The sequence below is a fragment of the Parachlamydiales bacterium genome, from assembly GCA_041671045.1.
Taxonomy (GTDB): domain Bacteria; phylum Chlamydiota; class Chlamydiia; order Chlamydiales; family JABDDJ01; genus JABDDJ01.
The window spans coordinates 48,063-61,135 of record JBAZCF010000004.1 but is presented as its reverse complement, the minus strand read 5'-3'; the positions used below and the strand labels follow the sequence as shown (position 1 = coordinate 61,135).

Here is a 13,073-nt window from a genome sequence, read left to right as displayed (position 1 = left end):
TGCTTCCTGCCCACGATGGCGCTTTAATTTTACTTAATGTCACGGACTCTAAGAACTATTTTGCCGCCTGTGCGGCCAGATTTTTGACTCTCTAAAGCTTCATTAAATTGAGCCAAACTAAACTCCTGAACCTCAGGAACTTTAATACGATTAATTTGGATTAGTTCAGCGATTTTTGAAAGTTGCATACCGCAAGGACGCACAAATACATACCCATAATATACCTCCGCTTTGGCTGCAGCTTCGGGATCTACCTGCTCTAATATCGTCGCAACATAACCGCCAGGTTTGACTGACAGCAAAGTTTCTTCCATGGATTTTCCGCCGATCATTTCAAAGGCAACGTCAACACCTTTAGGAGCCCATTTCTTAACACGTTCCGCTACACTGCCCTGAGTATAGTCAATTGCAAAATCTGCGCCTAACTGTTTGACATAGTCGTGGTTTTCTTTGCGTGCTGTAGTAACAACCTGTGCGCCTGCGTACTTAGCAAATTGAATGGCATAGCCTCCTACTCCTCCTGCACCTGCTTGTATAAGAACTTTTTGACCCTGATGTAAATGTCCTGCATCGAATAAAGCCTGCCATGCTGTCAAAGTTACCAAAGGGACAGTAGCGGCTTGTGCGAAAGTGATATTGGAGGGTTTCTTCACCACGTGCTCAGCAAAAAAAGTCACATATTCTGCATACGTTCCGTTTTGAATAATAGGTTTGCGGCAAAATGCCATGACAGCATCGCCCACTTTTAGGTTTTCAACCTCCGAACCCACAGCCTCTATTTCGCCCGACACATCCCAACCGGGAATAATGGGAAGTTTTGAAGGTAAGCGAGTTTTAAGACCTTCATAAATTTTATAATCGACAGGGTTGATGCCTGCATACGCAACGCGGATGAGAACTTCAAAAGGTTTAGGTTCAGGCTTAGCAATTTCTGAGAGTTCTAAGGGCGCATTGTATTCATTGAAATGAACAGCCTTCATCTTTGTCATACTAAACTCCTTTTTTCCTGCTATTTTTATAATTTTTTGGCATTAAACGACACCGATTCGTATACTATTTATAATCAAATACTTCGTATTTTTAGAGATTCACATGAAAGAAAAAATTACCCTTTTAGATGCCCTAATTATAAAATTTCCCGACTGTACTAAAACTACTGTACGGGATTGGATCAAACAGGGAAGGATTGCAGTAGATAAGACCGTCGTAAAAATCCCTTCCCAAGAAGTAGATTCCGGCCAAGACATCTCCCTTCTACCACCGCGTAGAAAGATTGATGACGCTATTCTTCCCACCTGCAGAATAATTTTTGAAGACCCCCATATTGTAGTCGTCGAAAAAAAATCTGGATCGCTAAGTGTAGAGACAGATAAAAGCTCCCTCTCTAGTGTTCACAGTGACCTCAAGCAACGCTATCACCCAAACAAAGTCTTTGTCGTCCATCGCCTGGACCAGGGTACTTCAGGCCTGATGGTTTTTGCACGTACACAAACAGCCTTCACTCACCTGAAAGGACAGCTGGAAAAACGCTCGATGCATCGTGAATATATCGCTATCGTCAAAGGAAAACCCAAAGAACCGGTCGGAACATGGCACACAAGAGTTTTCGAAGATAAAAATTTCCATGTTCACGTCATTCAAAACCCCAACGAAGGCGAAGAAGCAATCACTCACTATGAAACGCTAGCCTACCGCAACCCTTATACCGTCATCCGCGCAAAATTAGAGACAGGCAAAAAAAACCAAATACGGGTACACTGTCAACATGCAGGAATACCTATCGTCGGGGATGATCGCTACGGAGGAGATATGGGAAGCACAAAAAGATTACTGCTGCACGCCTACACTTTAGAACTTGATCACCCCATCAACCGTAAAAAATTAGTATTCTATTCCCCTATTCCACGTGTGTTCCCTTACTTTGTCCCTGCTAAACAATGGATATTACCGCCCATGACTTTGGAACCTATCGCATGAAGACAAATAAATGGTTTTGGATGCTCGTCTGCCTCTTGACCCTATCTGCCGTTTGGGTCACTTGGGGCACTACAAAAAAATTATATACTTATTATACCCTAAATGCCCGCGTTCCCGTCAAAACGATCTCATGGAAAATTTCAGCCTTGAATGATGAACGCTATCAATTACAAGGCTCTTATAATTTTTTTATCGATACTAGGGAATACCTAGGAACAGCGCAGCTCCATTCCCTCATCTATCGCAATCCTTGGGCAGCAGAAAAAGGGCTGCGTGAATTAGAAAAAGAACGTTTTAATGTTTGGTATTCCTCAAAAAATCCAACAATTAATTCACTAGAAAGAGATTTTCCCTTAAAAGATTGTATTTATAGCGTTGTTATTTTGGGTTTAATTACCTATTTTGGCGCTTTAGGCGTATACACTTACAGAAGCCAGAATATTGAAAGGTAACTGCAATGGAACTGCTAATTCTGACCGCACAACATGCTGATGGCAGCATCCTAAAAGCTGTTTTTGATCCTGCTCGGGGCATGAATTTAGATAGCTTTTCCAAAGGAAGTATTGAATATGTCCATCATAAGCAAGGCTCCCTCATAGGCCCGCATCTCGACAACCGCCCCAAACATCTACATAAACCCCACGAAAATGATCCCTTTCCCAATGGCATCGCACGGGCAGCGGCATGGAAAGCTGAAATTAAAAACTCTAAAATCTTAGCCGTATTAGACAGCAAAGAACCTTGGGAAAACTCTACAGTAGGTGCCCAGGAAGGTCAAAACTTCAAAATGTATTTCCAGGCAAGCCTTACACCACACAGTCTCAGCTGCGAGATCTCCATTGTCAGTGACACCGACTCTCTCGTCGGAACCGACATCCACTTGAACCTCCCGCCAGGCAATGCAAACATTACGACCCAAGTTGCTTCCCACTGCATTCAAAACGATAAAATCATCCCTGCAAAAGATATCTTCCACCTTGGAACGGAAAACACCCTCTCTATCCCCCTTGATAACAACGCCATCCACTACGCCTTTACCCCCTTCAACCCTCTCACCGCACACATAGACCTCAACACCTCAGAATATTCCCTGCGTTTCAAATACCATTGCCCTTCCCAAGAAAACTGCTGGCGCCTCATCAAAGCGAAAGATGATCCCTTCATACGTATACAGCCGCTCTCCTCTCAGGATCCTCGCTTTCCAAACCTTACCGTCAGCTCATTATTCATCGATTTGGAACCCCTTTAGAAGGCTAAGGAAAAGATGTCGCAAGGCCCCCTACAACAACTTATCCTTAAACTAACCCGTAGGCAGGATAGACTGCACCTAGCCACCCTTCTTATCTATCTGATCCCTCTCCTACTTCTCACTCTTATCGCTGTATGGATTGTTACCCCCGCAGCCGGATGGCCTCTTCTCCCCCTTAGCTTATTCCTTGCTGCCACAGGCTCTCTCGTCATCCTTACCCTCTGGAGATTACGCGAAGGCTCTCTTTTACAGAACTTACCACATCAAGAGACCGCAGAAAAATCTGAAATCCCCTCCCTTTCTTCTCAAGATAGCGACGAAAAAATACTACGCTTCCAGCAAAGCCTGGAAGAATACCGCCAAGAACAACAGCGCTATCTGCACGAAATCGACGAAAAAGCCTCCGCCTTAGACAGGCTAATGCAAGAAAATTCCCTTCTTCACAGCACTCTCGATGGTGCAAGGGAAAAGCACCACAGGGAAAATAGCTCTCTAGTTGAACAGATACAGCAGCAAAAAACCCTCCTAGAAGAATATCAGCATACCATCAACAACCAGCGCCAAGAAATCTCAAAACTAGAACAAAATATCGCCTCTCTAGAAAACCGAGTCCGCGATCTCACCTATCAGCTACGCGACCAAAAATACGAAATTAAAACTCTGCTCCAGCTTGCAGACATGCCTCAAGACCATACAACACACTCCCATGAAGGCGAAGACTGGCTTGAAGAAATCCCCTCGCTCCCGGTCCTCGCCAATCGACACTCCATAGAACAAGACACCCCCGAGGAAGAATTCATCTCCTCTCCCGGTGAAGCCTCCCTGATCCTTAAACGCTGCCTAGATATCGCGCGAAAAATCACCGGACCCAGCTACTTTTCCCCTTCCCACGCTCCTTTCGGACACCCATCCACCGCCAGCCATACCCTAGACCTAAGACGTCTATGCGATAGCCTCCGTAGCGAAAGAGGTGCCGTCGTTCTCGTCTATAGCCCTAAAGATGATAAGCTGCTCTTTATCAGCCCGACAATAAAACTTCTCTCCGGATGGAACTCAGACAAATTTGCTCAAGACTTCTATTCCCTCCTGGGCGAACAATCCCATGAATGGCGCAACGCCGTCCGCAGACTCCCCGTCCAAGGCGAAACTTCCTTGACAATTCATTTAAACACGAAAGATAATCGCGGCATCAAACTTCAAGCTTTCCTTGGTGCCATCCCTACCGGCCTATTCCGTCTCCACACTCTCGCAGTCCTCTTCCCGGTCTCTTAACTCACTTCTCCTACACCTGCATCCTACGATCGTTTACAACAGGATTCTAAAAGAGAGCCCAAAAGTAAGCGATAGGGTTGGGTAAGGCTCCTCCAAAGTCGGTTTTTAAGCCTGGTTTTACGTAGAGAGTCAAGCTCAAGCCATAAAGAATGCTGCGGAGATTCATGCCATAAGGACAGGTAATCATCCGCAAGTTTTATTTTCCAGTGGAGGGTACGTTGACGAAGTGAATGGTGCGATGGAGTTGATAATACGGATTCATTTTGAAGTGAGATTTCTTTGGGGTAGGAGGAAGAGGCAAGGCGGCCATTTTCCCAAACATTTACCTGGTCATAAATAATTCCAATCCCCCTAGCGTTAATATTAGTATAGTAATGGGGTGTATGTGCCAGAGCTGCTTCGAGAGAAGATTGGACGTTTTGAAGATAGCGGTTGTCGTGAAGGATCCAAATGACCTGCCAATCCAGTGTGTTATAATCGTGTGTTCTTGCAAGCGCCTCATCCGGAGTGAGTGGCGCACACTGTACTTCGAAGATAATACGCTCTTTTTCCCATGCAATATCTGCAATACGTCCTATTTCGGGAAAACGGACTTCCATTTTTGCCTCGCCTGCAGGTAAAGTATTAAGCAAGCGAAGTTGTATCATCAGATGCGTTTCGCTTTTACCGGATTGATTGCAAAATTTTTGTGGTTTATAGTGATAAAAGTGACGTTGAATACGGGCGCCCCCGCGGACACGTAAAGTTTCACCGCATTCGGGACAGATGTAATTTCTACCTGTTATTGCCCATGCAGCATTAATATATTGGTCGTCATTTTCAAAAGCATATATCTGCATGAGCGAAGTTTCAATTTACAAAAATAATAATTTACACATAATGAATAAATACCTGGAAATGAAGTAATCACTGCATGTTGACAAAAACAGCCAATAACTACGATACTTACATCCTATTATCACCTTATAATATAATTTCTGTCGTGCGAAAAGGATGAGCAAAACTAACATAAAAAACGCGTTCACCTCGCAGCAGCAGCAGAAAGTCGATGAACTTGTCTCTGTTGCTAAAGAACAAGGTTTTATTACCTACGAGGAAATTAACGAAATCCTCCCTATGTCTATCGACACAGCGGAGCAGATCGACCAAGTCCTGATTTTCCTTAGCGGAATGGACATCCAGATTCTCAATCAGTCCGAAGTCGAACGCCAAAAAGAGCGTAAGAAAGAAGCTAAAGAGCTGGAAGGCCTTCCCAAGCGGATGGAAGGTTCTCCTGACGACCCTGTTAGAATGTATCTTAAGGAAATGGGCTCCGTGCCCCTTCTAAGCCGTGAAGAAGAAGTCGAAATTTCCAAGCGTATCGAGAAAGCACAGATCCAAATAGAGCGGATCATCATGCGATTCCGTTATTCTTCCTGCGAAGCTATCGCTATTGCCAACTACCTTATTCAAGGAAAAGAGCGTTTCGATAAGTCCATTACTGAGAAAGAAATCGCCAATAAGCAAGAATTCTTAGCTTTATTGCCAAAATTATGCGAACTCCTCAAGAAAGAAGAAAGCACCCTCGAAGAATTACTGATCACATTAGAAACAGCCAATCTTTCCAAAAATGAAAAACTGCGTCTAAGCGAAGAGATAGAAAAGTGCCGCATCCGTATGCAAGCCTATCTAAGGCGCTTACACTGCCGTCATAATATCATTGAAGACTTCGGCGAAGTTATTCTCGGTGCCTATGACCGTTTTCTAGTACTAGAAAAAGAGATCAACGAACTCACTCCCCGTGCAGAGAGAAACCGTTTTGCAGCACAAAAACTTGCCGCTGTTAGACGAAAACTGCGTAAGAGAGAATTCGCAGCAGGCCGTACACTTGACGAATTCAAAAAAGACGTCAGAATGCTACACCGCTGGATGGACAAGAGCCAGGAAGCCAAACGCGAGATGGTCGAATCCAACCTCCGTCTTGTCATCTCCATTGCTAAAAAATACACAAACCGCGGACTTTCCTTCTTAGACCTAATCCAAGAAGGAAACATGGGATTGATGAAAGCCGTCGAAAAGTTTGAATACCGACGCGGCTACAAATTCTCTACCTATGCCACCTGGTGGATCCGTCAGGCTGTGACCCGCGCAATTGCAGACCAAGCCCGTACTATCCGTATCCCTGTTCATATGATCGAAACCATCAATAAGGTTCTTCGCGGAGCCAAAAAACTCATGATGGAAACAGGAAGGGAACCTACGCCGGAAGAACTCGCAAACGAATTAGGGTTAACTCCTGAACGCGTACGTGAAATCTATAAGATTGCACAGCATCCGATCTCCTTACAAGCAGAAGTAGGAGATGGGGGCGAAAGCCAGTTTGGTGACTTCCTGGAAGACACCACAGCTGACTCACCCGCTGAAGCTACAGGGTACAGCATCCTAAAAGATAAGATGGGAGAAGTCCTCACTACCCTTACCGATAGGGAAAGGCAAGTGTTAGTTCTCCGTTTTGGCCTTTTGGACGGCAAACCCAAAACCCTGGAAGAAGTAGGTGTAGTCTTTAACGTCACACGCGAGCGTATTCGTCAAATTGAAGCCAAAGCACTCCGTAAGATGCGCCATCCTACACGTTCAAAACAACTAAAAGCCTTTTTAGATCTGCTCGAAGTAGAATAGTTTCGAAACGTGTCGGAAAACCCAACCTACAAAGAACTACGCGAAGATAAGACCCTCCCCATCATCAGTGAGGAGGGTCTAATCCAGCGCCATCTCCCCAGCTTTGAAGTGCGCGAACAGCAGCGCAACATGCTCAAAGAAATCATCCATAGCTATAATCAGAGCAAGATTACCCTTATCGAAGCAGGGACAGGGACAGGCAAATCCATGGCCTACCTAATTCCCGCCCTTTTATGGTCGCTCCATAACAAACAAATCACCGTCATTTCCACCAATACCATCGCGCTGCAAGAACAACTCGTCAACAAAGATATTCCCCTTATAAATAAAGCCCTTAACCTAGAGTTCAAGGCCGTTCTTGTAAAGGGAATGGGCAATTACCTTTGCCGCCGAAAACTCGAAGATACCTTAGGCGAAATCCCCCTGCTTACCCCTGAAGAAGCTAACGAAGTCAACCGCATAGAAGCGTGGAGCCAACATACCACCGACGGTTCACGTTCAGGCTTGCCTATCTCTCCCCCCTTTGCCATCTGGGAAAAAGTCAATGCTGAAGGCGATAACTGCACACGCGAAAAATGCCCTTACTTTAAATCGTGCTTTTTCTTCAAAGCACGTGCTGAAGCGATGGAAGCCCAGCTTCTCATTGTCAATCACCATCTTCTCTTCAGCGACATTTCACGCCGGATAGAAAGCCAGCATATGCCTTCCTCTCAAAACATCGGCATCCTGCCCAGCTATACACGTATTATCTTGGATGAAGCCCATAATTTAGAAGATGTCGCAACAGATTACCTTGCTATGCGCACCTCTTTAGCAGAAATCATGCGCCTTTTTGGCCTCCTTGCCACTGACAAACAACTCCGCACTTCCGGCAAGCTCCCCCTGCTAAAAACTAAAATAGAACAGATCTACCAAAAGAAGATCACTACCGAAGCTGCATCTTTCATCCAACGCATTCAAGTCGATCTCATCGGACAACGGCGCGTGTTGATGGACCAGTTTTTTGAAGTTTTCAGCTCCTTCCGCCAATTTGCCTTAAACTCGGGTCTTTCTTTAGATGAAGCCGGCCTGTCTGACCAAGTAGAAGGTAATTACCGTATCCATGCGCATCACCATACACACGATTTATGGCTTCAGGATATCCTCCCTAAAGTCTCAAAATTAGAAGAAGATGCCAAAAGATACTTTCAATCGATCAACAGTTTAATGGAAGATATCCACAATGCTGAGGATGCACGCATCCAAGATCAAACACGTGGGTTAAGGGCTGAGATACAGGCCCTGCGCTTGCGTTTAGAAAAAGCTCTGACCATCATCGTCCATTTCGCTAAAACACCCCCCACAGAAAAGAAAGTACGCTGGATTGAACTACAGCAAACACGCTCGCTTAGCAATACCCACATAGTCGACGCTGAACTGGATATATCCACACTGCTTGCACAGCAGTTCTTTTCCCGGTTCGAAACATCTATTCTCTGCAGCGCTACCCTTGCCACTAACCGCGAATTTCATTTCCTCCGCTCACGCTTAGGCTTAACACCCCAATTGCTCCCCTATAAGAAAATCACCGAAAAGATCTTTGATTCCCCTTTCGATTATGAAAAACAGTCCCTCCTTCTTGTCCCCACAGATCTACCGCTTCCTAATGAGGATGGGTTTAACGAAAAAGCTTGCAGTGCGATTATGGAGGCTATACACGGAAGCCGCGGCAACGCCTTCGTGCTATTTACTTCCTATAGTATGCTCAAGGGAATCTATGAGAAATTATATCCCCAGCTTATCGAAGGTAGATATAAACCTTGCAAGCAAGGGGATGCTCCGCGTCAAGTACTCCTAAACAACTTTAAAAACACGGACCGTTCTGTCCTCTTTGGAACAGATTCTTTTTGGGAAGGTGTAGACGTTGCCGGAGAAGCCCTGCGCTGTGTGATCATTGTAAAGCTTCCCTTTCAAGTGCCCTCAGAGCCCATCATCGAGGCGCGCACCAACGCAATCATTAAAAGAGGCGGTAACCCCTTCTTAGAATTCTCTGTACCCAATGCAATCGTTAAATTTAAACAAGGTTTTGGCCGTCTGATACGCCATAAAAAAGATCGTGGCTGCATCGTGTGCCTTGATACGCGGCTTATCAATAAAGCTTATGGTAAACTCTTCCTTAACAGCCTCCCCAAAACGCAAATGGCAACCGTTCCTCTCTCGTCATTACGTTCTACAATGGACACCTTCTACCGCAAAACATATTCCCTAACTTTGTAGCTTTAACAATAGACTAGCTGTTGGGTGACTTTAACTCGCAGCCGCTGCAACTCTAAGGTCTATTTGTCTTAGCTGTGAAAAATTTTCAATGTTTTTTTTAGCTTCAGTGTTCCCTAGCTCTCGTGCACGTGAAAACCATTGATATGCCTTGGAAAAATTCTGTTTATAAAGAAAATGATAGCCCAAGGAACACATTTCTTTAGAATCTGAAGCAATATACTCTCTAAATTCCAAGGCCTTATTCCCTTTATTGGTAAAGTTTTCTAAATAAAGCTCTACAAGCTTTGTAGCGGCCTGATTTTTCTGAAAGTCATTACCCTTCTTAAATGCACGCAAAAGCCAACTTTCAGCATTTTTAAGCACCTCAGGAGAACCATGAAAAAGATAAGATGTTGAAAGATGGATCATACAATCGACATTTCCCGTCTGTGCGCCAAGTTTATAAATCTCTATGCTCTTATTCTTCTCTAGGGGAAGAAATTCATGCCTTCTCCCTAATTTTAACAAGAGCTGTCCTCGCATATCCTCGTCTAGTTTTTCATCCTCCAAAGCTTTTTCTAAGAGCTCTACGCTTGCGGGATAGTCCCTTTCATAAGTTTTAAAATCTGAGAGACTGACTAAAGCTGCAGTTCTCTCATTTTTGGGCAAAAAATCCACACTCTCTTTGCCATCTAGGGCCAAGCGGAAATTTAGTTGAGCATTGATGTATTCGTCTGCTTTATGATGAGGGCTTCCCATTTCTAATTCATGCAGCCAATAATCTCCCAGCACAAATGCAGAAACGCGATCTCCTTCGGTTGCAGCTGCAGTAAGAATAGCTAAGGCCTCTGTTTTCTCAGTAGGGGTAGGATTACCCTGCAGCAATAATTTTGCATAAATGCGTTGATTTTCAGCTGTAGGCTGAGTTTCCATCACTGATTTTAAGGTAGGGAGCATCATTTTTCTTTCTTCAGGTGCAATCTCCACATTAACTTTTTTATTTTCACGATGATCCATCACATAAGCGATAGCATTGCCTAGGACAGGAATAAATTCTAATAGAGTACGGCTTATGGGTTTTTGAGCCACTCGCCGTACATAGGGATCTTTAGATTTAGAATGGGAATAGAGGGCTTTTTCAACGAGATTGACAGCACTATTTATCGAACTGAGACCAGGTATATACGCGACAGTCCGGTCAAATTCGACTAGTCTTCGAGAAACGTCGTCTATCATCGTCCACCTCCGTGCGGACTTATTTAGAACTTAATATATTTTCTTAAATCTAATTATACTAAACAAAAACTTATTTTATATTTTATTTTCTTGGAATCATTTTCTTATAACATCCGTTATTACCATTAAAGGTTTGTATTCCTCTGAGTAGATCCACTTTTACATGCGCTACGCCCGCTTCTCCCAACCCTGATAGAAATTGTGGAAAGGAAATCAAGTTTCTAGCTCTTTTTTCCAATACCTGCTTCAACTTCTCTTCGGAAAAACTCCCGGCTATAGAGATTTTATTCTTAGATTCGGTTAGTTGACTCTCATAGATATGTACGTCACCATGATACGAGCCTCTTTGCTCTGCTACATCTAATGTGAAGAATAATATTCCCGCCTGTCTCAACCCTTCAAAAACTGCCGGATAATTTACCTCATTTTTTACGCTTTCATCTACCCAATGCTTAACCTTAGATGTCTCAAAAGGGTAAATATTTACCGGCACACCTTCCACATAGTCTTCTCCGTTCATACCTAAATAATGGATAGTATCATCCTTCATCTGCACACGATAGAGCATAACACCTGCAGCTGCGATATCTTTCAGAAATTGCGGGTAAGATCCACCCTGGGTTTGATTATATTCGATGGCCTCTTCTATTTTTGCTTTATCGTGGAAGGGCGCTATCAAAAGCTTTTCTCCACCCATATTCACCACTTCTTTTATTATCTGGTCTTTGCAAAAAAAGGTGACAGTATGCGTTTCAACTTCCACACTATAACCTTCTAGGCCTAAATCCTTATAAGCTCTATAGATCTTTGGATACGGCCAGTGACCTAATCTTCCTTTCTCAGAAATACTTAGAATTGCTTTTTCATCTATCATAGTCATAACTTCCTTATACATATTTTGAGGCTTCACGATAGCTAAGCCCGCTAAGTTTAGTTTTATTAGCTTCTATAAATTGTCTAACTGAATCGGGGTTAGTTTTGGAATATTCCCTAAGCACCCAACCAATCGCTTTACGTATAAAAAATTCTTTCTCGTGCATTGTGAGTGTACAATATCTGAATAACCTTTCCTCATCTGTCTTGTCTTTCCATTTTAGCTGGCTCAACAATGCAGTACGCCTAATCCAGAAACTATCTCCGACAACCCATAAATCCATAGTATTTAATAATACCGGATGCTTCATGATAATATTTCCGGTCACATGTGCCGCCAAAAAATCCACAGTATCCCACCAGGACTTATCACGGACAAACTTTTCAATAAATGGCAACGTTTTTGAAGTTAATAATTTACGCCCTTTCTCTAAAAGTTCTATCGCAGCGTACTGATATTCTCTTTCTTCCAGTTCCCACAAAGCTGAAACATTATCTAAAAGTTCTTCTTCACTTTCAAAAGACTGTAATGCAAATGCTTCCTTTTGAAGTTCCCTTCTTAAAGTGGTTTTTATGCCTAGATAGGGAAACTGATCTTTCATGTATGCGCGCTGGCCTTGTGCAACTTGTGCATCTGCGGCTTTTTTAAAAGAATCTTGTATTTTAAGGACTATTTTCATTTGAGTGCTCATTCATTGAGTTTTAACTCATTGTATTTATCTTAGAAATTTAAGTCAATTGAATGCTATATTACTCCCCTTTACGAGGTAATCATGTATAAATTTCTTCTAGTCCTTCTCTTGAGTTTTTCTATTTTAGAAGCTAAACCTCAAGAACTTAAAAACAACCCCTTTATTACTAAGAGAGCACGTGATGAAATCGCTCCCTTCATGCTCCCTTCTAATCATCCCTTGAAATCTACAGTTGAAAATCTATTTGGTATAGAACGTGTCACCCTAAACGAAGAAGCCTTCGCCAACGCCGGATTTGTCACCCTCTATAGCCAACCACGCAGCTTCATTAAAGTCGCTCGCCATCCCCTCCTTCCCGGTTATCTAGTAAAAACAGTGTTAGATTCAGAACCTAGGCAAAAAAAAGGCATGCAGAGCTGGGAATGGTTTGTTCGACGCTGTGTCGGTGCCAAACTCATGCAGAAAGTTATCCGAAACAAAAGATGCCAGTACTTTATCGTTCCCCAAAAATACCTTCATCCCCTACCTGCTTATCCCGAAGTGCCGGATAACTATTCCCGTCAAATCGCCATTTTATTAGTAGAAGAGCTTGACTTAGTTTCAGAAGAAGAAAATCTTCTCGCATGGAAAACAAAAATTACAAAAGAGCATTTGAAGGAACTTTATTCTATTCTAACTCACTCCCCGGGAATAACTTTGCGTCCTGACAATATTGTTTACACCACAGACGGAAAGTTCGCTTTCATTGACACCGAATACCTGCGCGCACGCCCCTATCTTTCCAATATTAAGCATTATCTTTCCGATGAGATGAAAGCTTATTGGTCTAAGCTTCGAAAAAAAGGAAAAAATTATTAATGGGGCTCTGAAAATATTAGGCA

12 protein-coding genes are annotated in these 13,073 nt (G+C 43.3%); 7 read left to right on the top strand and 5 right to left on the bottom strand.

Features of this window, described 5'->3' with window-relative positions:
* Positions 1 to 29: 29 nt before the first annotated feature.
* Positions 30 to 989 carry an NADP-dependent oxidoreductase gene (locus WC222_06355; GenBank protein MFA6916000.1) on the bottom strand — a complete coding sequence of 320 codons (960 nt, stop codon included), beginning with the start codon at positions 987 to 989 and terminating at the stop codon, positions 30 to 32.
* Between the two features lie 103 nt (positions 990 to 1,092).
* Here WC222_06355 and WC222_06350 point away from each other — a divergent pair, with 103 nt between their 5' ends.
* The 4 genes from WC222_06350 to WC222_06335 are packed head-to-tail and all read left to right on the top strand — an operon-like array spanning position 1,093 to position 4,498.
* Positions 1,093 to 1,977 (top strand): RluA family pseudouridine synthase, encoded by an 885-nt coding sequence (locus WC222_06350; protein MFA6915999.1) that lies wholly within the window; start codon positions 1,093 to 1,095, stop codon positions 1,975 to 1,977.
* Positions 1,974 to 2,429, top strand: coding sequence for a hypothetical protein (locus WC222_06345; protein ID MFA6915998.1), 456 nt, complete (start codon positions 1,974 to 1,976; stop codon positions 2,427 to 2,429). Before WC222_06350 ends, WC222_06345 begins: the two co-directional genes overlap by 4 nt.
* Positions 2,430 to 2,434: 5 nt before the next feature.
* On the top strand, positions 2,435 to 3,226 hold the full coding sequence (locus tag WC222_06340) for a hypothetical protein (GenBank protein MFA6915997.1): 792 nt from the start codon (positions 2,435 to 2,437) through the stop codon (positions 3,224 to 3,226).
* A gap of 15 nt (positions 3,227 to 3,241) precedes the next feature.
* A complete protein-coding gene (locus WC222_06335) occupies positions 3,242 to 4,498 on the top strand; it encodes a hypothetical protein (protein ID MFA6915996.1) in 1,257 nt (418 codons plus the stop codon).
* Positions 4,499 to 4,521: 23 nt separating this feature from the next.
* Here WC222_06335 and WC222_06330 read toward each other — a convergent pair whose 3' ends face one another.
* Positions 4,522 to 5,337 (bottom strand): competence protein CoiA family protein, encoded by an 816-nt coding sequence (locus WC222_06330; protein MFA6915995.1) that lies wholly within the window; start codon positions 5,335 to 5,337, stop codon positions 4,522 to 4,524.
* Between the two features lie 154 nt (positions 5,338 to 5,491).
* Between WC222_06330 and WC222_06325 the strand changes: the two genes are divergently transcribed.
* Both WC222_06325 and WC222_06320 read left to right on the top strand, forming a co-directional pair.
* On the top strand, positions 5,492 to 7,156 hold the full coding sequence (locus tag WC222_06325) for an RNA polymerase sigma factor (protein ID MFA6915994.1): 1,665 nt from the start codon (positions 5,492 to 5,494) through the stop codon (positions 7,154 to 7,156).
* Positions 7,157 to 7,165: 9 nt separating this feature from the next.
* On the top strand, positions 7,166 to 9,412 hold the full coding sequence (locus tag WC222_06320) for a helicase C-terminal domain-containing protein (protein ID MFA6915993.1): 2,247 nt from the start codon (positions 7,166 to 7,168) through the stop codon (positions 9,410 to 9,412).
* Positions 9,413 to 9,442: 30 nt separating this feature from the next.
* On the opposite strand, the gene WC222_06315 is transcribed toward WC222_06320, so the two are convergent.
* The 3 genes from WC222_06315 to WC222_06305 form a co-directional block, all read right to left on the bottom strand.
* Complete coding sequence (locus tag WC222_06315) at positions 9,443 to 10,627, bottom strand: hypothetical protein (protein MFA6915992.1); 1,185 nt, start codon at positions 10,625 to 10,627, stop codon at positions 9,443 to 9,445.
* Positions 10,628 to 10,709: 82 nt separating this feature from the next.
* Positions 10,710 to 11,507 (bottom strand): DUF1398 family protein, encoded by a 798-nt coding sequence (locus tag WC222_06310; protein MFA6915991.1) that lies wholly within the window; start codon positions 11,505 to 11,507, stop codon positions 10,710 to 10,712.
* Between the two features lie 7 nt (positions 11,508 to 11,514).
* Positions 11,515 to 12,180 (bottom strand): DNA alkylation repair protein, encoded by a 666-nt coding sequence (locus WC222_06305; GenBank protein MFA6915990.1) that lies wholly within the window; start codon positions 12,178 to 12,180, stop codon positions 11,515 to 11,517.
* 93 nt (positions 12,181 to 12,273) lie between these two features.
* Between WC222_06305 and WC222_06300 the strand changes: the two genes are divergently transcribed.
* Positions 12,274 to 13,050 carry a hypothetical protein gene (locus tag WC222_06300; protein ID MFA6915989.1) on the top strand — a complete coding sequence of 259 codons (777 nt, stop codon included), beginning with the start codon at positions 12,274 to 12,276 and terminating at the stop codon, positions 13,048 to 13,050.
* The last annotated feature ends 23 nt before the right edge of the window (positions 13,051 to 13,073 follow it).